The organism is Streptomyces sp. NBC_00690 (assembly GCF_036226685.1).
Lineage (GTDB): Bacteria > Actinomycetota > Actinomycetes > Streptomycetales > Streptomycetaceae > Streptomyces.
The window spans coordinates 5,537,905-5,560,537 of record NZ_CP109009.1 but is presented as its reverse complement, the minus strand read 5'-3'; the positions used below and the strand labels follow the sequence as shown (position 1 = coordinate 5,560,537).

General features: G+C 69.6%; 21 protein-coding genes. 7 read left to right on the top strand and 14 right to left on the bottom strand.

Features of this window, described 5'->3' with window-relative positions; genetic code table 11:
- Nucleotides 1-117 precede the first annotated feature (117 nt).
- Nucleotides 118-1,518 carry a cytochrome P450 gene (locus OID54_RS24520; protein ID WP_443055790.1) on the top strand — a complete coding sequence of 467 codons (1,401 nt, stop codon included), beginning with the start codon at nucleotides 118-120 and terminating at the stop codon, nucleotides 1,516-1,518.
- 127 nt (nucleotides 1,519-1,645) lie between these two features.
- On the opposite strand, the gene OID54_RS24515 is transcribed toward OID54_RS24520, so the two are convergent.
- Both OID54_RS24515 and OID54_RS24510 read right to left on the bottom strand, forming a co-directional pair.
- On the bottom strand, nucleotides 1,646-2,149 hold the full coding sequence (locus OID54_RS24515) for a DUF5949 family protein (RefSeq protein WP_329022800.1): 504 nt from the start codon (nucleotides 2,147-2,149) through the stop codon (nucleotides 1,646-1,648).
- A 45-nt stretch (nucleotides 2,150-2,194) separates the two neighbouring features.
- On the bottom strand, nucleotides 2,195-2,785 hold the full coding sequence (locus OID54_RS24510) for a DUF4352 domain-containing protein (RefSeq protein WP_329022798.1): 591 nt from the start codon (nucleotides 2,783-2,785) through the stop codon (nucleotides 2,195-2,197).
- Between the two features lie 494 nt (nucleotides 2,786-3,279).
- Between OID54_RS24510 and OID54_RS24505 the strand changes: the two genes are divergently transcribed.
- Nucleotides 3,280-3,480 (top strand): hypothetical protein, encoded by a 201-nt coding sequence (locus OID54_RS24505; RefSeq protein ID WP_329022796.1) that lies wholly within the window; start codon nucleotides 3,280-3,282, stop codon nucleotides 3,478-3,480.
- Between the two features lie 42 nt (nucleotides 3,481-3,522).
- Here the strand turns inward: OID54_RS24505 and OID54_RS24500 are convergent, their stop codons facing one another.
- Together OID54_RS24500 and OID54_RS24495 are read right to left on the bottom strand one after the other, a co-directional pair.
- The gene (locus OID54_RS24500) at nucleotides 3,523-4,794 is read right to left on the bottom strand and encodes an NAD(P)-binding domain-containing protein (protein ID WP_329022794.1); all 1,272 of its coding nucleotides are present in this window, start codon (nucleotides 4,792-4,794) and stop codon (nucleotides 3,523-3,525) included.
- 33 nt (nucleotides 4,795-4,827) lie between these two features.
- Nucleotides 4,828-6,345: a carboxylate--amine ligase gene (locus tag OID54_RS24495; RefSeq protein ID WP_329022792.1), complete on the bottom strand. Its 1,518-nt coding sequence runs from the start codon at nucleotides 6,343-6,345 to the stop codon at nucleotides 4,828-4,830.
- Between the two features lie 179 nt (nucleotides 6,346-6,524).
- Here OID54_RS24495 and OID54_RS39255 point away from each other — a divergent pair, with 179 nt between their 5' ends.
- On the top strand, nucleotides 6,525-8,351 hold the full coding sequence (locus tag OID54_RS39255) for a hypothetical protein (protein WP_443055669.1): 1,827 nt from the start codon (nucleotides 6,525-6,527) through the stop codon (nucleotides 8,349-8,351).
- A gap of 18 nt (nucleotides 8,352-8,369) precedes the next feature.
- Here OID54_RS39255 and OID54_RS24485 read toward each other — a convergent pair whose 3' ends face one another.
- From OID54_RS24485 to OID54_RS24445, 9 genes are all read right to left on the bottom strand, one after another.
- Nucleotides 8,370-9,521, bottom strand: a complete 1,152-nt coding sequence (locus OID54_RS24485) for a GNAT family N-acetyltransferase (protein ID WP_329022790.1) — start codon at nucleotides 9,519-9,521, stop codon at nucleotides 8,370-8,372.
- On the bottom strand, nucleotides 9,521-10,225 hold the full coding sequence (locus OID54_RS24480; RefSeq protein WP_329022788.1) for a lipopolysaccharide biosynthesis protein: 705 nt from the start codon (nucleotides 10,223-10,225) through the stop codon (nucleotides 9,521-9,523). The genes OID54_RS24485 and OID54_RS24480 overlap by 1 nt, the downstream gene beginning before the upstream one ends.
- Entirely contained in the window at nucleotides 10,222-11,403 is a 1,182-nt protein-coding gene (locus OID54_RS24475; protein WP_329022786.1) for a glycosyltransferase, read from the bottom strand. Before OID54_RS24475 ends, OID54_RS24480 begins: the two co-directional genes overlap by 4 nt.
- 5 nt (nucleotides 11,404-11,408) lie before the next feature.
- Nucleotides 11,409-12,161 (bottom strand): polysaccharide deacetylase family protein, encoded by a 753-nt coding sequence (locus tag OID54_RS24470; protein ID WP_329022785.1) that lies wholly within the window; start codon nucleotides 12,159-12,161, stop codon nucleotides 11,409-11,411.
- A complete protein-coding gene (locus tag OID54_RS24465; RefSeq protein WP_329022783.1) occupies nucleotides 12,151-13,890 on the bottom strand; it encodes a lipid II flippase MurJ in 1,740 nt (579 codons plus the stop codon). The genes OID54_RS24470 and OID54_RS24465 overlap by 11 nt, the downstream gene beginning before the upstream one ends.
- Complete coding sequence (locus OID54_RS39250) at nucleotides 13,887-14,690, bottom strand: O-antigen ligase family protein (RefSeq protein ID WP_443055789.1); 804 nt, start codon at nucleotides 14,688-14,690, stop codon at nucleotides 13,887-13,889. The genes OID54_RS24465 and OID54_RS39250 overlap by 4 nt, the downstream gene beginning before the upstream one ends.
- Nucleotides 14,691-15,265: 575 nt before the next feature.
- Entirely contained in the window at nucleotides 15,266-16,774 is a 1,509-nt protein-coding gene (locus OID54_RS24455) for a sugar transferase (protein ID WP_329022781.1), read from the bottom strand.
- Complete coding sequence (locus OID54_RS24450; RefSeq protein ID WP_329022780.1) at nucleotides 16,771-18,006, bottom strand: glycosyltransferase; 1,236 nt, start codon at nucleotides 18,004-18,006, stop codon at nucleotides 16,771-16,773. The genes OID54_RS24455 and OID54_RS24450 overlap by 4 nt, the downstream gene beginning before the upstream one ends.
- A 62-nt stretch (nucleotides 18,007-18,068) precedes the next feature.
- On the bottom strand, nucleotides 18,069-19,163 hold the full coding sequence (locus tag OID54_RS24445; RefSeq protein ID WP_329022778.1) for a DUF3344 domain-containing protein: 1,095 nt from the start codon (nucleotides 19,161-19,163) through the stop codon (nucleotides 18,069-18,071).
- Between the two features lie 534 nt (nucleotides 19,164-19,697).
- Between OID54_RS24445 and OID54_RS24440 the strand changes: the two genes are divergently transcribed.
- On the top strand, nucleotides 19,698-19,988 hold the full coding sequence (locus OID54_RS24440) for a hypothetical protein (RefSeq protein WP_329022776.1): 291 nt from the start codon (nucleotides 19,698-19,700) through the stop codon (nucleotides 19,986-19,988).
- Nucleotides 19,989-20,226: 238 nt separating this feature from the next.
- On the opposite strand, the gene OID54_RS24435 is transcribed toward OID54_RS24440, so the two are convergent.
- Entirely contained in the window at nucleotides 20,227-20,466 is a 240-nt protein-coding gene (locus OID54_RS24435) for a chaplin (protein WP_329022775.1), read from the bottom strand.
- 242 nt (nucleotides 20,467-20,708) lie between these two features.
- Between OID54_RS24435 and OID54_RS24430 the strand changes: the two genes are divergently transcribed.
- The 3 genes from OID54_RS24430 (at nucleotide 20,709) to OID54_RS24420 (ending at nucleotide 22,590) form a co-directional block, all read left to right on the top strand.
- Entirely contained in the window at nucleotides 20,709-21,119 is a 411-nt protein-coding gene (locus OID54_RS24430) for a rodlin (RefSeq protein ID WP_329022774.1), read from the top strand.
- Between the two features lie 503 nt (nucleotides 21,120-21,622).
- Entirely contained in the window at nucleotides 21,623-22,033 is a 411-nt protein-coding gene (locus OID54_RS24425; RefSeq protein ID WP_329022773.1) for a rodlin, read from the top strand.
- Between the two features lie 323 nt (nucleotides 22,034-22,356).
- The gene (locus tag OID54_RS24420) at nucleotides 22,357-22,590 is read left to right on the top strand and encodes a chaplin (RefSeq protein ID WP_329022771.1); all 234 of its coding nucleotides are present in this window, start codon (nucleotides 22,357-22,359) and stop codon (nucleotides 22,588-22,590) included.
- Nucleotides 22,591-22,633: the final 43 nt, after the last annotated feature.

Below are 22,633 nucleotides of genomic sequence, written 5' to 3'. Positions count from 1 at the left end.
GTCGTGGCGTGCACGCCCGTCCCGGGGCGGTAAACCAGCATGTTGCCCGTCGTGTTGGACCGTGCGGCTGTCACGTCGTGGTTCGGCGCGGTCGCCCTACTCCAGGAGGTGGTGACCATGACGGTCCCGATGCAGCCGTCCCCGTCGATGTCGTCGAGCTCGACGGGATCAGCAGCGGGATTGACGGTCGACGATGTCGATCTCGCCGATCCGTCGTTCTGGCGGCTGCCGCGTCGCCAGCGGCTGCGGTCGTTCGCCCTGCTGCGGCAGTTGGATGCGCCGCGGCACTTCGGGTCGGAGCCGGGCTTCTTCGCGCTGGTGAAGCACGCCGATGTGCAGGAGGCGAGCCGCACCCCGGGGAACTTCGCCAGCGCCCCCGGGGTGACCACGCCCGAACCGGCCGCCTGGGCGAAGGCCGTGTTCGGGAACTCGATGGTGAACATGGACGGCGCCGAGCACGCGGCCCTGCGGAAGATCGTCGCCCGGGCGTTCACTCCCCGGCTGCTGGCCGCCGCCGAGGACAATGTGCGCGAGGTGGCCCACCGCATCGTCGCCGAGGTGGTCCGGGACCGACCGGGGGACTTCGTGGCTTCCGTGGCCTCCCGGATGCCGTTCGAGGTCATCTGCGATCTGATGGGCATTCCACCGCTGTACCGCCGACAGATCGCCCGACGGGTCGACGAGGCGTCGCAGAACGTCGGAGTACGGCGCTCACGGCTGCGCGTCCCCGGTCGCGGGCTGCGGGCGCTGGCCCATATGCAGTGGATGATGGCGCGGTTGGCGAGGGAACGCCGTCGACAGCCCGCCGACGACCTCGTGTCCGCACTGGTCTGTGCTGACATCGACGGCCAGGCGCTGACCGCTCGCCAACTGGGGGCGTTCTTCTCCCTGCTGCTGGTCGCGGGCGTGGAGACCACCCGCAACGCCATCGCCCACGGGCTGGTGCTGTTGAGCGAGCACCCGGAGCAGCGCGAGCTGCTGGCATCCGACTTCGACCGGTACGCCGATGGCGCGATGGAGGAGGTCGTACGCCATTCCACGCCCATCATCCAGTTCCGTCGCACGGTGAGCACCGCATGTGAACTGGGCGGTAGGGAATTCGCACCGGGCGAGAAGGTGGTGCTCTTCTATGCCTCGGCCAATCGCGATGAAAGGGTGTTCGAAGATCCCGATGCGTTCGACATCACCCGGAATCCCAATCCCCATCTGGGATACGGGGGCGGCGGACCGCACTACTGTCTGGGAGCCCATCTGGCCCGGCAGGAAATGAAGGCGATCTTCCAGGAGCTGTTGACGGTTCCACCGGCGCTCAGGGCCGTGGGGGCGGCGGAACTGGTGGATTCCAGCTTTGACAATCGAGTCAGATCCCTGCCGTTCGCATTCGGTCCCACTCACACCGGTGGTGACGCCGGTGCGGATCTTCGTGCGGATCTCGGTGCGGATCTCGGTGCGATCGACTTCGGGCCGGTCGACGGTCGAGGTGCCGTACCGAAGCGGGCCGTCGACCGTCCATGTTGAGTGGGGTTTCCCGGCCCGGATCGGGATTTCCCGGCCCGGTCCGCGAGAACTGCCCGATCCCGGCACCGGGCCCGTTCCACGGCGGTTCCGTGCTTCGGCTCTCGGGCCGGGAAATCAGCCGTTGCCGTCAGCGGCGGAGTTGACTCACCGGCAGCAGGACATGACCGGATGCGAGCAACGTCTCCTCGTCGCCCAGGAACGCCTGGAGGGTCTCCTCGCTGATGGGCTCCCCGGGGGTGGCAGCGGCCCACGGGCGGGCCGCGATGATGAGGTGGACGTGTCCCCGCTGGTCGACCGCGGCCAGCCACTCCTTCGGGGCGGGGCACTGGGCGCTCAGGTACGGCATGGTGAGGACGGCGTGGCCGCCCTCGACGAGCAGTCTGATCGGTGAGTTGACGGAGCCCGCAGTCACATCGGTCATCGCCGATCCGACTTTCAGTCCCACCTTTTCGATGAGCGCACGCAAGGCCGTTTCACTTCCGCCGTTCGCGCCCTCACCGTCGCCCAGGGAATAGACGAGCAGATACGGCATGTCGTATCCGGCTTCGGGGTCACCGGTCCAGGCGAGTACGGAAAGGGTGCCCAACTGGCTTCGCTGGACGGATGGTTGGGTGGGGTTCGCAGTGGTCATGGATGGGCACCTTAGTGCCCGATCCGCCGTGGTCGGGCCTTGCGTTCACCTGGATGGTGGAAAGTGGAGTTGCCAGGAGACGGTCGTGGTCCCCAAAGTGCAGAAGAACTGCGTGATGCGGGCATTCTCCGGGACTTCGAACACCAACCAACCCTGTGTTTGTTCACCCGCCGCAACCGTGTTCCATTTCAAGGGAATCCCGGTGGTGATCCTTTCCGTTTGGCTCGCCGCATGGCGCTTGCCCTGCTCGTCCACGACCCATGCCGTGGCCTTGGATGCGTCATAGGACTTGCCACCGACATTGGCGAGCGTGACGTCCACGCCGAGTCGACGGTTTCCCGCGGCCGGCTCCTTCGCGGCTTTGCCGGTGGCGACGGCCGGATCGACGAAGCCGAGTACGGAGATGCGCAGGTGTTCGCCGAACGCCCGTCCTCCGATGTTCACTGAGTCGCCGATCCAGGAGGTCCCGGCGCGATTCCCCTTGGCATCGGTCGCGGGCGGAGCGGGAGCGGTGGCGGGTTCGCGCTCGCCTCGGGTGGTCGTTGCGTCCTGGTCGCTCCAGATGCTCTGGCAGGCGGTGGCGGTCCCCATCACGAGCGCCGAAGCCAACAGCGCGGAAGTGATGTGTCGTCGCATCGGTCCCCTTAGGACGGGCGTGGGCGAGCCGTCGGGCGGCCCGGGGCTCTGAGTGGCGATCCGTGGGGTGCCCCCGCTGGGGCCCCGACGGCGCGGCCCGCTGGATGATGGGCCGTTTTCCGTATCTTCTCGGCCCTCCGGTCCGAAATCCCCTACCGGCGGGCCGTGTCGTGGGACGTGTCACCCGCAGGGGGCACACCACGGGCCGGGGCGCACATGATCGGCGCGCATCTCCGGGGCACGCTCGGGGGGCGCACTCCGAGTGGTCTTGCGGGCGTGAAGTCCGATCAACGGGAGGGGCAGTGGCCACGGGCTCGAATTATCGTTCCTTCGGTACTCCGTCGTCGGCCTTCCTCAGTGACTTCCCGGACGGGCCGGGCGTTGGCCGACATATGGCGAGGACAACCGGGCCTGCCCGATGGCAGCGCGTTCAGACGCTTCAGCACCCTCCACGGGCGCATTCCCAACCGCACCCCCAGCCGTCCCCCCGGCCGATGGGCCCACCCCCCGAGGAGATCCCGATCTACGAGCAGCTCTCCCAGGAGTGGACGGCGGCAGGACGTACCCTCCCCGGGGTTCCCGACTTGGAGTGGGCGCGTCTGATCCAGTTCCCGGTGCACCAGCCCCTGCCACCCGACCGTGGCGCCGCCCCCGCCCCGCACCTCGGCTGGTTCCAGGGCAGACCTCCGTACTGAGTCCGGGGCTGCGGAGCGTGCGGACCCACAGCCCCGGCGCGGTCAGCCCTCGCGCAGCGCAGCGGCCCCGTCCACCGAGGAGACGGGCGCCGCAGGGCGGGGCAACAGCTGGGTACGTCGGCCCCGTAGCCGCCCACGGGCTGCCGCCACCAACCGACCGGCGGTGTACGTGGCCCCGTAGACGAAGCGCATCGAGGGCCCGAACGAAGGGGCGCTCAGCAGCCCGGTGAAGAAGAGTCCCGGCCAGGAGGACTCGAAGCCGGCGTTGAGATCGGGGGCACGGCCGGCACCGAGGGTGGTGATCGCCCTGCGCAGCGGGGCGTCCAGGAGGGCGAGCCGATCGAGGTCGGGCGTGAAACCCGTGGCGGCGATGACATGGTCGGCCTCGACCACGGACGTCGTGGTGTCCGGTTCGACGAGCGTCAGCCGCACCCGTCCGTCGTGCACTTCGGCACCGTGCAGCCGATGCCCCAGCAGGGCGGGCACCTGTCGTTCGTAGCGTTCCTTCAGCCACCACGCGCCCGCCGGGCCCAGTGCGGTGCGCGCGATGTGCTCGCGGGTCGTCGCGGGCAACGTCCGTACCGCCCAGGGCAGCTGTGCGTAGGCCCAGCTGGTCCAGCCGCTGCCGAGGCCGCTGATCGGGGTTCGCGCCGAGCGCAGGGCGCCGCGGTCCAACGGCAGCGGAACGGTGTTCCAGCGGACCCGATCGGCACGGGCGACCAGCCGTGGGCGCGCGCCCTGTTCGGCGAGGAGGGTCGCGGTCTCCAGCGCTGCCTGGCCCGCACCGATGACCGTGACCTCGCGCCCCCGGAAGGCGGAGAGGTCGTGGTGCGCGCTGCTGTGGGTGGCGTGCTCGGGACCCAGGTCGGCCAGTGGCTGTGGCACCCGGACGAAGGGCAGTACGCCAACGGCGACGACGACCGTACGGGCGCCGATGCTGTCCCCGTCGGCGGTTCGCACCGCGAAGCCGTTCTCGGCGGAGGTGACCAGGGTGACCGTTCGCTCGTCGACCTCGGGGACCGCCCGCCGGGCGAACCACAGTCCGTACTCGGTGAATGCGCCGATCGGCAGTGGGCTGCCGTGCACCGCCTCAAAGCCTCGCTCGGCGCTGAAGCGGCCGAGCGTGTGGCGGCCGGCCGGGTCGCAGAGGTTCGACGCCCATGGCTCGGACTTGAGGAACATGCCGCTGGGCATGTGGTCCCGCCAGGACTCCATGCTTCGGCCGAAGATGCGGATGCTCATTCCGGCAGCCGCCGCGTGCGCGGCGACGGACAGGCCGTAGGGTCCGGCGCCGATCACTGCCATGTCGTACATCGTGGTTCCTTAACGGGGGTTCGGGTGAGCGGATCAGGGAAGCGGGGGCACATGGTCCGGCTCGCGGGGGCGTGGCGCCGGGCGCCGGGTGCGATAAGGGAGGAGCGGCGGTGGGCGCAGTCGCCGGCCGGCCTTGACCGCACCCCGGCCGAACCAGGCGCGGAGCATGGCGAGGAAGGGCCTCGGGTCGTCGCCGGCGAACCAGGCGACCTCCCAGTCGCGTCCCCCGGCTCCTCCGCGCTCGACGAGGGTCCTCCTCCTGCCGACCGCACTGGCCGCGGTGACCGCGCCTGCCTGCCGCGGCCCCTCGACACGCGCCGTGGAGCGGTCGTCGTCCCGAGGTCGTTCGTCCGTTGGCCCGGCGGCGGTTCCGGGGTTCTGCTGGAAGCCTGCGCCGGGGCCGGTCGCCCGCATCCGCCGTACTTCCCCGGGCCGGTTCCGCACCCCCAGTGACATCGCCGCGGAGAGCAGCGCATAGTTCTCGGCCATGAACACCCGCCCCGGCCGACCGACCGAGTGCGGCACCCGCTGACCGGTCAGATCGAGGTACTGCGCCCTGACGACATCGACACCGCCGACGTCGGTGAAGAGTCGGAACTGCGCCCCGGGACGCGGGTTGACGTCCAGGAGTTGATAGGAGCCGGTGCCCTCGTCCCGACGGAAGTCGAGATCGAGGATGCCCCGGTAGCCGACCTGGTGGACAAGCCGCCGGGCCGCTTCCTCGACCTCCTCGTTGGGTTGCCAGCGGCCCTTGGCGGTGAGCCCCGTCCGAGCGGGCCAGGACAGTTCCTTGATCCCGCTGCCGCCCACCAGACAGCGGGGCCCTTCCGGTGCGCCCGTGTCACCGGTGGCGGCCTGTGTGTCGGTGAAGTAGCCGTGGAAGAACCAGTCCGTGCGCGGTGCGTCGGGCACATAGCGCTGAAGGAGCAGTCGGCTGCCGGCGCACTCGGCACGTGCGTAGAGGGCTCGGGCAGCGGCGGTCGATCGCACCAGGGTCGTACTGCGCAGTCCGCTCACCGGGGTGAGCAGCCACGGTCGACTCCACTTCGCCACCAGCGGCAACCCCAGCGCGCCCGCTGCCTCGGCGGCTTCGTCGGCGCTTCGCGGGACCACGCTCGGTGGATGGCCGATCCCGGCGCGGGCGCAGACCGCCGCGAGTTCCGCCTTGTCAGCGAGGAGACCGGGAAGCCCTACGGGTTGGTTCGGCAGGAGGTAGCGGTCCTTCAGCAGGGCCCCGTGTGCGGCGACGTGGATGGCGCTTGCGTCGTCCATGGCGATGAGCACGGCGGTCGTGCCGATCCGATCGGAGACCCGCAGGAGCAGTTCGGTGAACTGTCGTGCCCCGAGCGGGCCGGGCGGGACGAGGTGGGCACCCCGCAGAAAGCGGGAGCGCACCACGGGGCTGTCGGCAGCCTCCACCACGGCATGGACCTCGACACCGGCGCGCCCCAGCGATCGGACGGCGCCGAGGGTGCCGTGGTGAAAGGGGTTGCGGTCGAGGCGGAGCACCAATGCGGGCACTTCTGCGTCGAACGTTCGAATCAGCGTCATGACGTTCACCTGGATGGTCCTGAATATCGCTAGGACTTATCGCGAATGGGTTACTGACGTGTCGTCAATAAGCTCACTAGTAGGACTTTCTGTCTACGGTCTGGTACGCCGTTAAATCAGCGGCGGGTTCGCCTCCGCAGAATGTTTTCGGAGGCGAACGGCCTTCCTAAGGAGGAGCTATGAACCGTCGGCGCCGCCTCACGGGTACCTCTATCGGGACGATCGCCGTCAGCCTCCTCGCCTCAACGGGCGTATGGGGCCTACAGGCGGCAGGCGTGGCCCGCGCCGCGGAGGTCGACCCCGTCCCGCCCGCGGCCTCGTCCACCGCCATGGGCGCCTATCTCACCTATGGGGCCGACGGCGTGCGACGCATCGAGCAGTTCTCGCGCTGGCTCGGCGGTGCACAACTTCGGGTGGGGCACACCTATCTGCCCGGCGATCGCTGGAGCAACATCGAGGGAGCCCCTCAGTTCCTGCAGGACTGGGCGCACTGGCGGCGCGGTGCGGCCGATCGGATGCTGGTGCTCAACGTGCCCATGCTGGAACGGAACGAGGCGCGGCTCAGCGACTGGGAGGTCGCCCGTCTGCTCAGGGCCGGTGCGGCGGGCCACTTCGATCACCATTTCCGGACGCTGGCCGAACGACTGGTCAATCTGGGGGTTCCGGACACGGTGCTCGTGCTCGGCTGGGAGATGAACGGCACGACGTACAGCCACCGCTGCGGTCCCGACCCCCGCTCGTGGCGAACGTACTGGAACCGCATCGTCACGACGATGCGCTCTGTTCCGGGGCAGTCATTCCGCTTTGATTTCGCCCCGAACAGGGGTACGGACGCGATTCCCTGGACCGATTGCTACCCCGGTGACGACGTGGTGGACATCATCGGGATGGATTCCTACGACCAGGCCCCCGGAAAGACATTCGAGGAGCAGGCGTCGGCACCGTACGGACTCTACAAGCAGGTGGAATTCGCAGCGGCCCACAACAAGCAGATCTCATACCCGGAGTGGGGACTTTTCCGGAACGGCGACAACGCCGACTATATGCGGGGCATGCTGGAATGGATTGCGCGGCACAAGCCGCTGTACCAGACCATCACGGACTACTGCCCGCACGGCGTCTGGCAGTGCGGCAACAACCCCGAGTCGTCCAAGATCTACCGCTCCATGCTGCTGGGGCAGCCGGGCACGGTACCGCCGATCCCGCCCGTACCGACCGTGCCGCCCGTGCCGCCCATGCCCACCCTGCCGACGCCGTTCCCCACACCGTCGATTCCCACGCCTCCCGTGCCGACGGTTCCCACGGTTCCGACGCCAGCCGTTCCCGCACCAGTAGTTCCGTCGCCCGCCGTCCCCACGCAGGCAGGTCCGACTCCGGCTGTTCCGCCCGTAGCCGTGCCCTCCACACCGACGCCCTCCGCTCCGACCCCGCAGGTGCCCGCTCCTCCGGTGGCCACCCCCACCGCAGCGACCCCGCAGGTACCGGCCCCCAGCGCACCGGCGCCCGTGTCGAGCGGAACGCCCACACCCACCCCGACGCCGACACCGAACCCGGTGGACCCGACTCCTGTCCCGAGCACACCGACTGCTCCCACCCCCGCAACACCGACACCGACATCCACACCGACACCGACACCGACCAGCGCGCCACAGGAGCCGACTTCACCGCCCGCTCCCACGCCCACTCCCACTCCCACTCCCACACCGACTCAGCCTCCGACCGTCCAGCCCAGCCCGCTGCTGCCCGTACCGCTCGGACCCGTACTTCCGCTCAACCCCAGGAAGTGGTGCGTCCCGCTCAACGTCGCGGACTGGATCAAGAGATGGGTCGCCGAGGACACCTTGTGCGTCACGGTCCCCTGGCCTGCGACCTGGCCCTTCGGACCGAGCAGCCCGAGCAGCCCCAGCACTCCGGAACCCGCAGCCGGGGCGGAAGCCCCACCAGCAAGCACGGCCAACACGGGCAACACGCTCAGCACAGCCAGCACGATCAGCACGGACGACTGACACCAGACCGGGCATCGATCAGCGCGAACGTAGGTCCGCCCGCCAGTCGTTGAGCCGGGCCCGCCACTCCTGCGCGGCGGGGAACCGTGACACCACGGTCTCCGCCGCGCGCCTGCGCGCCTGAGCCCGCGCCGCGTGCAGCCGAAGGACCGGCTCCCACGAGGCCGGGGCCATCAGCAGCCGCAGATTGGTCACGGCCCGTGGACGCCAGTGGTTCTTGTAGGACTCCTGGCCGCGCAACAGGCTCACCACCCGGCGGTCCGTCGCGGCGGCGAAGTCCGCGTCATGGCGCAGCAGCATCGTCGCCACGTCGACCTTCTGCTCCCGCAGTCCCGGATGGGCGCCGTACAGATACCCCCCGGAGAGGTTCGCGGAGAGCAGGGTCACGCTGGCGGCGACCACTTCGCCGTCCTGTCGGTACTCGATGAGCGAGGCGTTCCCCTCACGGATCATGCGGCGGGTGGCCCGCACCAGATGCTCGGCGAAGCGGGGACGCAGATGTTCGAGGGTGACTCCGCGGCCTCGCCACTGGAGTTCATGGAGCCGCAGCAGATGCCCGATGGCGTCCGGCACCTCGTCCTCGCCGACCCCGTAATCGTCGATCTTCAAGGAGTCGATCTTGCGGAGTTTGGCGCGCACCCGTTGGGCGCGGTGCGCGGGCAGTCGTTTGACCAGGTCGTCCATGGGTTCGGCAGGCAGTTCCAGACAGATCGAGTCCGCCAGTTGTCGCTTGGCACCGCGCCAGTGGTCGTAGAGGCCCTCGGCAGCGGCCCCCGGGCGCACTTCCCTGAGGTCGATGACGGCATGCCGGGCGGCGTTTCGCAGTCCGCGTTCCAGGGCCGCGAGTGCCCCCTCTGCGTGATCGTCGTCGACGAGGACGTCACCGTAGTCGGAGATCGTTCCGCCGAGCGGTACTAGGACCGGCATGGGCCGGTGGACCAGCATCAGCGGCGCCGCGGCGATGAGTCGGCCGTTCCGTCGTACGAGGACCACACGCAGTCGCCCGGAGGTTCCGTACGAGAGCCACCATGAGTCCAGCCAGGCGTGGCTCTGGAAGGGTGTGGCGCTGGCGCAGCGGCGTTGGAGGTCGTCCCACTCCTCCCGGAGTCGGGTGAAGGCCCGTGGGTCCCGGCAGAGGGTGACGGCCGCCGGGGTGTGCTGCGAGGTCATCAGACGCGCCCGCGCTGCTTGCCGGTGGCTTCCCCGGCGGGTGCCGGTACCACGGTGGCCGCGACCGGTTGACCGGCCTCGGGGCCGGGTGCGCTGTCCGATCGGTCGGTGCGCCGGGGGCGTACCAGCAGGACGAGACCGCCGAGCAGTCCACCCGTGCAGCCGCCGACCGCGGTGGCCACCCGCGCCGACGGGGAGGTGGGTGACGCCGGGGGGATGGCCTGGGAGAAGCTGAGCAGCCGTACCCCGGTGTTCTTGGCGACCTGGTTGCTGCTCACGAAGAGGGCGTCGGCGACGGCGTTGGCGATGTCGGCGGCCTCGCCGGGTCGGTTCGAGGTACCGGTGATCGCGATCATGGGCGAGTCGGGCGAGGTCTCGGTACGCACCTGGCTGCGGAGCTTCCGTACGGGCATGGCGGCGGCGACCCGGGCGTAGGCGAGGGTGGAGTCGCTGGTGGCGATGCGGCCGTACGCCTGGGCGAAGCCGAGCGCCGCTCCAGGTTGGGCGTCCTTGGCGGGTACGGCGATGGCGTAGCTGGTGGCCGTGTACTGGCGGGGGGCGAGGAGCCCGTACGCGGCTCCGCCGACCGCGCCGACCAGTACCCAGACGGGCAGTGTCCACCAGCGGAGCAGACGGGCGAATCGAGCTCGGACCCGTCCCTTTCGCCGGTGGGGCGCGGGCTCTTGTTCGGGCGAATCGGTCATGGGCGTGCTCTCTCGGTCGGGGTGGGGTGGGGATGGTCGGCGGGGTACCGGTCGGCTGACCGGGCGAGGGCACCCGCATAGACCTCCATCAGGAGTTCGCCGCTGCGGGTGATGTCGTAGTGGCCCACGGCGGCCGGTGGCGGCTGCCGGCGCTGCCCGGCCGCGAGTTGTCTGCGCAGTGCGGCGGTGAGTTGTTCCGGGGTGCCGTCGCAGCGCAGCGCGCCGGGTGATTGGTGGGCGGGCAGGTCGTCGATGGCGGGGCAGGGGCCGTGCAGTACGGGGAGTCCGGCGGCGAGCGCTTCGACCACGGCCAGCCCGAACGCCTCTTCTCTGGAGGCGGAGACGAAGACGTCGACGGCGGACAGCAACTGCGGGACGGTGGGTGCGTGCGACGGGCCCTGGGCGTCCGCGTCCCCGGCGCACTCGCCGAGCAGCCGTACGCGATCCGCCACACCCAGCCGGGCGGCGAGGGCGGCGAGGGCGGTGCGCTCGGGGCCGTCGCCGGCGAGGACCAGTTGGACACCGGGGAGCGCGGCCACCGCCCGTACGAGTGCGTCGAAGCGCTTCCCGGGCACCAGTCGTCCCACCCCGCCCACCACGAATGTGTCCGGTGCGATGCCGAGTCGGGCCCGCACCGCCAGCCTGGCCTTCGGGTCGTAGCGGAAGTGTGCGGCGTCGATCCCGTTGGGGACGACATGGATGCGACCCGCTGGTACGCCCCAGTCCCGCAGTCGGCGGGCGACCGTCTCGGACACGGCGACCGTCGCCGAGCCGATCCGTTCCGAGCCGAGGTAGAGGGCGCGCGTGGGGCGGGTCAGCGGCCGGCCTTCGATCTCGGCGGTGCCCAGGGAGTGTTCGGTGGCGACGGTGGTGCGCACCCCGGCGAGCCGGGCCGCGAGGCGCCCGTACACACAGGCCCGGTAGAGGTGGGTGTGGACCAGGTCGTACTGGCCGTGCCGGATCAGTCGGGTGAGCCGGGGCAACGCTCCGAGGTCTCGGTTGCCGCGCATGCCCAGATGCGTGACGTGGACGCCATCCGCGCGCAGTCCTTCCGCGACGGCCCCCGGATTGGTCAGGGTGACCACGTCGCAGCGCACGGGCAGTCGGCGCAGCAGGAGCCGCAGTTGTTGTTCCGCACCGCCCGCTCCCAGCCCGGTGATGACATGGAGGACACGCATCCGGTTCACCTGCCGAGCCGGTGCCGCAGGCGCTTGACCCCGAGGCGTACGGCCCGGTCGGCCTGGCTGATGTGGGTGCGGGCGAGGGCGTAGGTGCCGGCGACGGCGGTGGGTGGGCGGATGGCGCAGGCGTAGGTGTATCCGGCGTCCCGCACCGCGCCGGCGACCCGGGCGTCGACCGTGCCGTAGGGGTAGCAGAAGCCTTCGGGCGCCCTTCCGGTGAGTTCGGCCAGCCATCGGCGGCTGAGCCAGGTCTCCCGGCGCAGTTCCTCGTCGTCGGCGCGGGTCAGATCGGTGTGGGCGAGTCCATGGGAGGCGATCTCGGTACCGGCCGCGACGGCGGTACGGATGCCGTCCTCGCCGATGAGCGGGCGGCGCGGCCCATCGGGATCCCACTCGTTGGTGCCGCCGATGCGTCCGGGCAGGACGAAGAGCGTGGCGGTGCAACCGTGGTGGCGCAGTACGGGCAGGGCGGCGTCGATGAAATCGGCGTACCCGTCGTCGAAGGTCAGCCCGACGAGTTTGGCGGCGTTGCCGTGGGCATGGGCGCGCAGGAGGGTGCCCACGCCCACGCCGATCAGACCTCGGCGGCGCAGCCACCGCAGTTGGAGGTCGAGGCGGTCGCGGGCGACCGTGATGCCGTACGGGTCGTCGGTGGGGTCGGCGACCGAGTGGTACATCAGGATCCAGGGCCGGGTGAGGGGTTCGCGGGTGGTGGTGTCGGCGGCGCTGTGGGCCGTCGCCGTGTCAGCGGACATGACGGATCCTCTGTCGGGTGAGTGCCAGCAGATGGACGACTTCCGGGGCCCGGACGGCGAGTCCGGTGACAGTGAAGACCGCGGGTACCAGGAGGCACCCGACGGCCAGGGCGGTCAGGGGGTGGGGGGTGAGGGTGGAGGCGAGTCGGCCGGCCAGGGCGGCGGCGACGGCTGCGACGGCCAGTCGGGCGAGGGCCAGACTGATGGCGGGTACGTGGATGGAGACCACGCGGGTGCCCAGACCGTGGAGGAGCAGCAGGGCGGTGGTGGTGATGCCGGCGGCGTTCGCGGCGGCGATTCCGTAGACGCCCCACGGGCCGACCGCGATGGTGCCGGCGGCGACGGTGACGAGGAGCCCGGCGGCCATGGCGGCTGCGGGGTACCAGGTGGGGCGTCCGGAGGAGAAGAACGGTCGGCCCAGTGCACCGACCAGGGTGTGTCCCAGCAGACCGGCCGCGTACACACGCATGACGGTGGCCGTGGTCGCGGTGTCCGCCGCGTCGAACTGACCCCTTTGGAAGAGAACTTCGATGATCTGGGGTGCGTATCCCAGGATGAGCGCGGTGCCGAGGAGGACAACGAGGCCCGCGAGGGCGAGGTCGTTCTCCACCCGACGGCGGGCCCGCTCGCGGTCTCCTTCCGCCATGGCCTTGGCGACGGCGGGGAACGTCACCGTGCAGAACATCAGCGACAGCACCATCGGCATCTGTGCGACCTTCTGCGCATAGTTCAGATGCGAGATCGCCCCGCCCGGGAGGGAGGAGGCGAGGAACCGCTCGACGAGCACCTGTGACTGACGGCTGATGGCGAACAGCACGATCGGCGCGACGACGGCGAAGCCGATGAGGGGGGCGTGCTCGCGCTGGCGCGGGACGCGCCGACGGCGGGGGGCCGGGGCCGGGTGGTTCACCTGGCGCAGGAAGGCGGGTAGTTGGGCAAGGACCATCAGCAGCCCGCCGACGGCGACCCCCGCCGCGGCGGCCCGCACACCCCACACGGTGTGGAGGGCGAGGATGGTGGCGATGATGCCGGTGTTGTAGGCGACGTACACCCCGGCGGGGGGCAGGAAGCGGCCGTGGGCGCGCAGCACGGCGCTGAAGTACCCGGTGATGCCGAAGGTCAGGACGGTCAGGGCGGTGAGCCGGGTGCAGTCGACGGCGAGGTCCGGATCGGCGAAACCGGGGGCGAGGACGCGGACGAACTGCGGGGCGAGTGCGATGAGCAGCACGGTGGCGAGGGCGAGCCCGGTGAACAACCGCGGCAAGGTGGCGGCGACGAGGTCCCGCACCGCGTCCCGGGTGGGGTCGGCCCCGGGCGCTGCGTCGCGCGAACGGTCGGCGGCTCGGCGGGCGATGGCGTGGCTGAAGGCGGGGACGAGGAGGAGGGCCATCGCGTCCTCGATGAGGAGGGTGGCGGCCATCTCGGGGACGGTCCAGGCGATGAGGAAGGCGTCGCTGTCGGTGCTGGCGCCGTAGAACTGGGCGATGGCCTGGTCCCGGACGAGCCCGAGGAGGGCGCCGGCGACGGTGAGGGACGCGGTGACTGCGGCGGCGCGGGCGAGGAAGTTTCCCAGCCGGGGGGTGGTGTCCGCGGTGGCCTCGCCGACCGGCACGGTCGCCTTCGGTGGCGGGGCCTGCCATTCGGTGGGTCCGTCGGCCTGCTGCGGGTCCTCCGCGGGGCGTGCCGGGGCCTGCGGTGCCCCTTCGGCCTGTGCGTCCCGATCCTTCACGCGGTCTTCGCCCCGTCGGGTGCGGCCGGGGCCAGCGCCCACCAGGCGGCGAGCCCGAGGACCACACCGGTGAGGACCGTGGACGGCCCGCCGATGTCGGCGTACAGGAAGTCCACTGTCTGCCAGATCATCAGGGCGACGGCGGCGAGACCGCAGTCGGCCGCCCCGCGGCGTTCGCGCAGTCGCCGGAGCGAACCGAGGAGGATGGCTCCCCAACTGCCGATGAATGCGGTCGCGCCGATGAGGCCCTGCTCGCTGAGGATCAACAGGTACATGTTGTGCGGCGAGAGCAGCGGCTGGCGTTGGAAGGCGCGGCCGGCGCCCGCGGTGTCGCTGCCCGATGACAGACCGATGGAGGCGTGGCCGTCCCGATGGGTGGGGAATCCCTTGAGGCCGACCCCGTGGACCGGTTCCTCACGCCACATGCTCGCGGCGGCGGACCACATGGTGTAGCGGTCGGTGACGGACCGGTCGGGGGCGTCGGTGACCTGGGTGATGCTGGTCAGTCGCTGTGCGACCAACTCGGAGCCGACGCCCAGACCGCCGACGAGCACCACGGACACGGCGGTCAGCACCAGCAGGACCCGTACGGCGCGTGCCACCCCGGTGAGCACGATGACGGCGAACGCGGCCAGTGCGGTCGCGATCCAGGTGCCCCGGCTGAACGAGAGCGCGAGCGGTAGGACCAGCGCGGCCGTCGTCGCGACCGCGAGGGGGCGCAGCCAGCGGGGTGCGCCGTCGGGCGGACGCAGTGCCACGGCGGCGGCGGCGAGCAGCCCGTACGCGACGACCGTCGCCATTCCCATGACGTCGGTAGGCCCGAAGGTGCCGACGGCCCGGATGTCCTCGCCCATGTAGGAGGCCCCGGTGCCGGTGGCGTACTGCTGGACGCCGATCGCCCCCTGGGCGAGGGCGAGGAGGGCGAGGGCGCCGGTGACAACGCGGAAGTCGCGGGTGTCGCGCAGCAGGAGGACCACAGCGGTCGGTACGAGGACGAAGACCTGGAGGTAGCGGACGTACCCGGTGAGGCCGGCCATCGGATCGGCGGCGGTGACCGTGGCGACGGTCACCGCGAGGGCGGGCAGCGCGAAGACGACGGCGCTGACCGCGGTCAGCGGACGGGCACGCTGTCGCAGCGTGCGCACCAGGGCGAAGCCGACCAGTCCCACGGATGCGACGTCGGCCGGGGCGAGACCGCCGGCGCCCGCCTCACTGCCGGCGGGCAGGGGCGCGGCGAGCAGCAGCACCGTCACGACCAGCGGCAGCAGCGGCCACCAGCGGGCGATCGAGCGCGGCATGCCCTGCCGGCCGGGTGATGGCCATGCGAGCGGGAGGGCGGGCACGGCGGACTGCACCGTGGACTGCACCGTCATGGTCAACTGCCTCCGAGCCGGAACAGCGCGGTGGCCGTGCGCGCCAGGATGCACACGTCCCGCCAGGGCGACCAGGTGGCGATGTAGTGGTTGTCGAAGCGGGCCCGCTCCTCGATGGAGGTGTCTCCGCGCAGACCGTTGACCTGCGCGAGTCCGGTGATCCCGACCGGCATGCGGTGGCGGTCGCGGTAGCCGGGGTGGGTGTGGCTGAACTGGGAGACGAAGTAGGGCCGTTCGGGTCTCGGTCCGACCAGGCTCATATCGCCGCGCAGTACGTTCCACAACTGGGGCAGTTCATCGAGCGAGGTGCGCCGCAGCAGATTCCCGGTGCTGCTCATCCGTCGGTCGAGTGCGATGCTCCAGCGGGTGGCGGACTCCTGTTCGTCGGCCGGGCGCAGGGTGCGGAACTTCAGGAGGGTGAAGGGCCGCCCGCCCAGGCCGATGCGTTCTTGCCGGAACAGGACACCGGGCCCGTCGGCGATGCGTACGGCCAGCGCGCACACGGCGAGGACCGGTGCGGCGCAGACCAGGACGAGCGCGGCAACGAGGGTGTCGATGGCCCGCTTCACCGCCCGGGCGAGCGGGCGGTGCAGTCCACTGTGCAACGGGGTCACGGAGAACCCCCAGAGGTGGTCGTGACCGGCTGCCCGCCGCCAGGTCTGCCCCACGGCCGCACCGCCGTCGACCAGCCACAGCGCACAACGATGCTCGGCGAAGAGGGCGAGCAGTGCCTCGGATTCGACATCCGATGCGGGTGGTTGGGTGAAGACCGCATGGCGTACGGCGTTTTGGATCACGGCCCGGCTGACGTCCTGGATGGAGGTGAGCAGGGGTGGTGAGCCGGGGTCGGACGCGGGCGCGGGCACGGTGTGCGCCTTGCCGATGTCGACGTGCCCGACGGGACGCATCCCGTACTCGGGGTGGTCGTACAGGGCGGTGGTGACCTGTTGGGTGAGCGCGGTGCGACCGACGACGAGGACCGACTGCGGGGAGCGTTGTGCCGACCAGCGTCGGACGCGGTGGACGAGCGCACGGGCGGCACAGCACAGCACGGTCTGGGCGGCGACGGCCAGCACGAGGTGTCGCCAACCGGCGGTGTAGCGGGGGTCGTAGGCGGCGAAGCCCTCGGCGATGGCGAGCCACTGCAGCAGCGCGAGACCGCTGATCGCGGGCGCGTCGAACAGGGGGGACGGGGAGAGAGCGGGCCGGTACAGCCCGCGGCAGGCGTGCAGCGCGGGCGGTACGAGGGCCAGGAGCGCAAGGAGGGGACCGGGCCAGTTCCGCGGGGCCAGCAGGGCTGTGGTCACCGCGAACGCCAGCACATCGGCGGCGAGCAGTCCGGCCAACTGGCCGTGGCGGCGCAGACCGGGGGCTCCCCACGCATCGAACGTGCCGTGTGGGACGGGCGGGCGGCGGACTCCGCGTCGCGGAGGATGGACGGTGGTCTTGACGGCCGTGGTGACCGCCATCGTGCGGGCGGTGTGGTGCGCTGGAACACTCTCCGTCGTCATCGTGTGGCGCTCTTCCTCGTCAGGGTGTGGGGCGAGTTCAGAAGGTCCTGGTAGAGGCCGGACACGGCGGCGGCGGTCGCCCTGAAGTCACGGGTGGTCCGGGTGTGGCCGTGCGCCTGGCGCCCGAGGGCGGTGCGCAGGACCGGGTCCCTGAGCAGGGCGATCACGGCGTCTGCGAGCGCTCGGGGGTCATCGGGCGGTACGAGGCCGTGGGTCTCCTGGCCCGGGGGCAGGCTCTCGCGGGCCCCGCTGACATCGGTGACCACCACCGGCAGCCCACAGGCCATGGCCTCCAGCGGAGCCAGGGCCATGCCCTCCCAACGGGACGGGAGCACCATGAGGTCCGCCGTGTGCAGCCAGGGCCGGACGTCGGGGCTGGCACCGGCGAAGGTGACGTGCGGTGGGGCGGCGCGGGTGAGTCGTTCGCGTTCGGGACCGTCGCCGAGCAGCACCAGGTGTGCCGAGGGCACGGCGGCCGTGATCCGGGGCCAGGCGGCCAACAGCACGTCCTGGCCCTTCTGCCGACAGAGCCGTCCCACGCACAGGACCAACGGAGCATCGGCGGGGATGCCGCTCAAGTCGCGCGGTTCGGGTCGCAGCTGACTCTTGCCGCCCTGACTCTTACCGCCCTCCCCTGCGTCGGAAAGGTCGGCGCGATCCGGGCGATCTGTGTGATCGGTGTTGAAGCGATCCAGGTCGATGCCGTTGTGGATGACGGCCCAACGGGCGTCGATGCCGGCGGCCTGCCCGGCGCGGCGTTCGGACTCGCTGACGCACAGGGTGCGGGTGCTCCAGCGGGCACCGTGCCGCTCCCAGGCCAGCGCGAGACGGGCTCCGGTCGGGCCGACGGCGTCGAAGGACCAGGCGTGCGGCTGGAACACGGTGGGGATGCGTCCACGGACCGCGAGGCGCGCGACCAGTCCGGCCTTGGCGCTGTGGGCGTGCACCAGGTCGGGTGCGAGTCTGCGGATCAACCGGGCCGCGGTGAAGACTTCCCGGGCGAGCCGCGGGCCGGGCGCGCGTCCGGCTTGCCAGCGGTGGACGGGGACGCCCATCGACTCGGCCGCGGCGGCGAGTTCACCACCGCCGGGGCAGGCCACGACGGCCCGTAGCCCTTCCTCGGTCTGCGCCTTGACCAGATCGATGACGACGCGGGCGACACCCCCCTCCACCGGCTGCACGAGATGGAGGATGGTCGGTGGGCTCGGCTCAGTCCGGCTTCGTTGCGGCACGTGCGGCTCTCTTGGTACGTGGGCTGGGGACCTGCTCGGGTGAGCAGCGCCGCGGTCGGGACTCAGCGGCGCGTATCTGCCTGCACGAAGAGAACGCCGAGGAAGTATCCGAGGTTTTCGGCGGAGAACGTGAAATTCAAACGACTACCGCCGGATGCCAGCGCGGGAGAGATGTCAAACACGTCCGAGTCATAGCCCAGGGTGTTCACATGAGCAGGCTGTCGTTTCATCGGATTACCGGGACCGGTGATGGTGGAGTTCATGACATCGGTCGCCGGATTGGTCGAACTGGTGAGCCCGAACGTCTTTCCTTGGTCAGCCACCACGTTCACCGCATCGCCGCTGACGCCTCGGTCGCCGTCATAGGAGACGAATCCGGCGCGACCGGTGGCGCGGACGGGAATGCGCAATCCGGAGAGCGTGAGGTCATGGCTCTTGCGTGCGGAGTCCAGGGTCTCGAAGCCGTCCCAGATCGAGATGTGGCGCAGAGGCTCCGCGCTGTTCTCATAGGCGACAACGAGAGTCCAGCCACCCCAGGAGCCGACACGGGAATGCCCCATCGCCACATTGATCTGGGTCACGGTGTAGAGGCCCGAACCGCTCTGACTGACCAGGGGCGTGACATCCGCTGAGGCTTGGAACGCATCGCTGCCGTCCGTGTCGCGGTGCGCGATCTGCGTATCGGCGAGGACTTCCTTGTACTTGCCGCCGGGTTCGGTGATCAGAATGCGGCCGTTGTCCTTGGGCGGCTTCTGTTCGCCGACCCTCAGGTTTCCGCCCCAGTAGAGCCGGGCGTACGTCACCCGGGAGTTCTTGGGCAGGGCGAGTTCCGCCCGGCTGGAGTTGTACGTGTTCGCGTCGTCGTCCTCGTCGATGTAGAACATGTCGAAGTCGCCGTTCGTCCCGTCCGCGCCCGTCTTGACGGAGGAACAGGAGGCGGGAGCGGTGGACTTGGCGGTCCGGCAGGTGATCGAGGAGTTCGCGGCGCGCACGACGCCGCCGTGGTGAACCGCCTGGTACCGCTGGGTGAAGGGAATTCTCGAAGATTCCTCCACGGCCGACGGGGCGCCGGCGGCCGACAGCGGAGTGCCCGAGAATGCAAGAAGGATCAGCGCACCCAGGATGCCTCGCGCGGCGAAGCCCGTCGATGTCTTCATGAGGCTGGCTCTCCATGCTTGGTCAACATGCTTGGTCAACAATGACAAAAGCAGGAGTGCACTTTGTCAGAAAGCTAGTTGGAAATCACGCAGACTCGCTTGTAGGGCCATCTGGAGGTTATCCGAGCTGTAGGTACTATGACCGGCAGCTCAGCAACATAAAAGGCGACCGGGATTGCCTGAGGGATACCGAGAAGAAATATCCCTTCGAGTGATTCCGCACATCCCTTTCAGACGACGCTCGTTGAGGACCCTCCGGGAGTCTCCGTCGACCGACCGAACTCGGCGGGCAGGCAGCGGAAAGCAGACAGCCGCCGGCCCTGCGTCCTGGCATTCCCCCCGCGTCCACCGGGCGAGTCAGCTTCTCGCACTCCCTCAACGCCCGGCGTTCACCACACCAGTGGACGATCCGGCATACGGAAGAACACATGAGCCTTTGATACGAGAAACTCCGCAAGGGTTTCTCCGTCGTCCGCATCTCGTTACCCAGGAGAAGGCGGCGACGACCGTCGCCGGAGAAGGGGATGCGAAGAGATGAAGTACACGAGGGTTGCCGCGATCATCGCCGGCTCGGTGGCCGCGCTCGGCGCGGCGTCTCCGGCCATGGCCGCCACGTCGGGCATGCCTCCCATGAGCCTGAACGGCGGCCTCGCCCACGCGGTGAGCGAGACGCCGCTCCTCAACGGCGGTAGTGGTGACGCCGTGAAGGACGTCGCCGACACCGCGACCGGACTGAACCAGATCAAGGGCGACGCTCCCCAGCACGTGCTCCGGACCGCGAGCGAGCTCACACCGCTGCTCGGCGGAGTCGAACTGGGCGGCTGACGTACGGGCCCCGCCCGAGCACCACGATGAGGGGGTGCGGCAGTTGCTGCCGCACCCCCTCATCGTGCGCCCGTACGCCCGTCCCCACGTGTGCTCGTATTCCTCGTGCGCCCGTGCCGAGTGCGCGGCGGGCCCGATTCACACTGATCACCTGCACAGCCCTGAGCCCGGACGACGACAGTGGCGCCACCAGCTGGTGCCGGTGACGCCACTGTCGATGTGTGACGCGGGTGGAACGTCAGGCGTTCACACCGGTGTTGCCGAACGCCGGGTTCAGCAGGCCGATCACGTTGATCGTGTTGCCAACGACGTTCACCGGCACATTCACCGGGACCTGGATCAGGTTGCCGGAGAGGACACCCGGGGAACCGACGGCGGCACCGTGGGCCGAGCTGTCCGCGAACGCGGAGCCCGCGGCGGCACCAGCGGCCATACCGGCAGTGGCCAGGACCACGGCGACCTTCTTGGCAGTCTTCATGGGAGATAGCACCTTCTGTTCGATGTTCTGCCCAGCGATGGGCTCACACAGATCGAAACGGACGACCGGGCAAGACGACACGGGCGACATCCCCGCTACCCCCTGTTCGGCGGATTGTTCCGATGAACGGCCCGCAAAAGGCCAAGAAGGCCCATTGGAGTGAACCGGGAGAACCAAACGACCGACGACGTAGTTGCTCAGGGCGCTCCAGCAGTGGGCATCCACGAACAGAAGGACGGAACATGTTCAAGAAGGTTATGGCGACCGCGGCGGTCACCCTCTCCGTGGCGGGCGCGGGCGCAGCAATGGCGCCGCAGGCTATGGCCATCGGGGACCACCAGGGCACGACCTCGGTCAGCGGCAACGGCTCCTCCCAGACGTACGGCAACTCCGAGACCTACGGCGACCTGAGCCCGCAGCTCGGCCTCGTCCAGGGCTCGCTGAACAAGCCCTGCATCGGTCTTCCGCTCAAGGCCAACGTCGGCTCCCTGATCGGTGCCATCCCGATCGCCGTCCAGGACATCCCGATCCTCTCGGCCCCGCAGAACCAGCAGTGCACCGAGAACTCCACCCAGGCCAAGGGTGACGAGCCCCTCTCGCACATCCTCAGCAACATCCCGGTCCTCTCCGGCAACGGCGTCGCCAACAGCTGACCCCGTTCTGTTTCCGATCGGCCCCTGGCGCTCCCGGCCATCGGAGACAGCGGTTACGACAGCAGCACGAGTACCTCGACTCCCTTTGGGCGTCGAGGTGCTCGTGTTGTTCGGGCACCTCTGGCAATTCCCGGAAAAAAGCCGTTCTGGATTCGTTCCGGATTCATTCTGCAGACGGGTGAAGTCCACCCTGCGGGCGCCGTGCGCGCTGGTTGAATGGGATGGGCGGATCGCCCATGGATCCTTTCCTGCGCAAGCCTCCAGCCGGCGGCGCATTGCGTCGTGGGGCAGTCGTGCTTCCTGTTGGCATGGCGCGCGGGGAGACGCGCGGCGGTCCGCCCCATCCTGTCGGGGTCCTTTTATATGACCCTCCGCTGATCTTCCGTTCGTCATCGCCATCGAGGGCCGTGCCGCATTCGAGTGAACGGGCGGAACCAAACGGGTCGAGGGCAGTTGATCAGTCTGCTCCACGATCGATCGTTCATAGCGAAAAGGGACATCAAGTGATCAAGAAGATTCTGGCTACCGCAGCGGTCACCGCTTCGATGGTGGGCGCCGGTGCGGCCGTGGCCTCCCCGGCCCTGGCCATCGGCAACGACAACGGCACCACCTCCTTCAGCGGCAACGGCGCCTCGCAGACCTACGGCAACTCCGCCACCCACGGCAACATGAGCCCGCAGTTCGCCCTCGTCCAGGGGTCGCTGAACAAGCCCTGCATCGCCCTGCCCGCGAAGGCCAACGTCGGTTCGCTGATCGGTCTCATCCCGGTCGCCGTCCAGGACGTCTCGATCCTCTCCGCGCCGCAGAACCAGCAGTGCACCGAGAACTCGACGCAGGCCAAGGGTGACGAGCCGCTGTCGCACATCCTCAGCAACATCCCGATCCTGTCGGGCAACGGCGCGGGCAACAACTAAGCGCCGAACTGCGTGTGCCCCTGAGCGCAAGGCGTTCGGGGGCACACGCATTCCTCCCCGCCATGGGCGGCTCCGGCCCTCGCGAAATTTGAACGACGTCACCCCATCGCTTTACGTTGAGTTATCACCTAAAGCAATTTGCTGCCGATCTGAAGAAATATAGTGCGGCATACGAGTGACATTTCGAACGATTAGCCATATGGCGGTTTCCTCGCGGGAATCCACTCGTTACTAGATCTGCGGGGGTGCGAATGCACAGAAAACTGTCGACGCAGCGCGAAGGCCGTGGCTGCGTACCGCACCGCCACTGAAAGGATCACAAGATGAAGCACAAGAAGGCTGCTGCCGTCATCGCTGGTGTCATCATGGCGCTGGGCTCTGCCGCCCCGGCCATGGCCGACGCCGACGCCACTGGTGCCGCGATCGGTTCGCCCGGCGTTCTGTCCGGCAACCTGATTCAGATCCCCGTTCACGTGCCCATCAACGTCTGTGGCAACTCGATCAACGTGATCGGACTTCTCAACCCCGCCTTCGGCAACACCTGTGTGAACGCCTGACTACTTTCTGTCTTCGCTACCGAAAATTCGTCAGTAGCGAATA

Bases quoted from the DNA above. Each gene is read 5' to 3' on its own strand.
- OID54_RS24510 (WP_329022798.1), bottom strand. From the start codon at position 2,785: ATGCGACGACACATCACTTCCGCGCTGTTGGCTTCGGCGCTCGTGATG.
- OID54_RS39250 (WP_443055789.1), bottom strand. From the start codon at position 14,690: ATGGCGACGGTCGTCGCGTACGGGCTGCTCGCCGCCGCCGCCGTGGCA.
- OID54_RS24495 (WP_329022792.1), bottom strand. From the start codon at position 6,345: ATGACGCTGATTCGAACGTTCGACGCAGAAGTGCCCGCATTGGTGCTC.
- OID54_RS24440 (WP_329022776.1), top strand. From the start codon at position 19,698: ATGAAGTACACGAGGGTTGCCGCGATCATCGCCGGCTCGGTGGCCGCG.
- OID54_RS24470 (WP_329022785.1), bottom strand. From the start codon at position 12,161: ATGTCCGCTGACACGGCGACGGCCCACAGCGCCGCCGACACCACCACC.
- OID54_RS24445 (WP_329022778.1), bottom strand. From the start codon at position 19,163: ATGAAGACATCGACGGGCTTCGCCGCGCGAGGCATCCTGGGTGCGCTG.
- OID54_RS24435 (WP_329022775.1), bottom strand. From the start codon at position 20,466: ATGAAGACTGCCAAGAAGGTCGCCGTGGTCCTGGCCACTGCCGGTATG.
- OID54_RS24480 (WP_329022788.1), bottom strand. From the start codon at position 10,225: ATGACCGATTCGCCCGAACAAGAGCCCGCGCCCCACCGGCGAAAGGGA.
- OID54_RS24500 (WP_329022794.1), bottom strand. From the start codon at position 4,794: ATGTACGACATGGCAGTGATCGGCGCCGGACCCTACGGCCTGTCCGTC.
- OID54_RS39255 (WP_443055669.1), top strand. From the start codon at position 6,525: ATGAACCGTCGGCGCCGCCTCACGGGTACCTCTATCGGGACGATCGCC.
- OID54_RS24505 (WP_329022796.1), top strand. From the start codon at position 3,280: ATGGGCCCACCCCCCGAGGAGATCCCGATCTACGAGCAGCTCTCCCAG.
- OID54_RS24430 (WP_329022774.1), top strand. From the start codon at position 20,709: ATGTTCAAGAAGGTTATGGCGACCGCGGCGGTCACCCTCTCCGTGGCG.
- OID54_RS24475 (WP_329022786.1), bottom strand. From the start codon at position 11,403: ATGCGTGTCCTCCATGTCATCACCGGGCTGGGAGCGGGCGGTGCGGAA.
- OID54_RS24455 (WP_329022781.1), bottom strand. From the start codon at position 16,774: ATGACGACGGAGAGTGTTCCAGCGCACCACACCGCCCGCACGATGGCG.
- OID54_RS24420 (WP_329022771.1), top strand. From the start codon at position 22,357: ATGAAGCACAAGAAGGCTGCTGCCGTCATCGCTGGTGTCATCATGGCG.
- OID54_RS24485 (WP_329022790.1), bottom strand. From the start codon at position 9,521: ATGACCTCGCAGCACACCCCGGCGGCCGTCACCCTCTGCCGGGACCCA.
- OID54_RS24515 (WP_329022800.1), bottom strand. From the start codon at position 2,149: ATGACCACTGCGAACCCCACCCAACCATCCGTCCAGCGAAGCCAGTTG.
- OID54_RS24520 (WP_443055790.1), top strand. From the start codon at position 118: ATGACGGTCCCGATGCAGCCGTCCCCGTCGATGTCGTCGAGCTCGACG.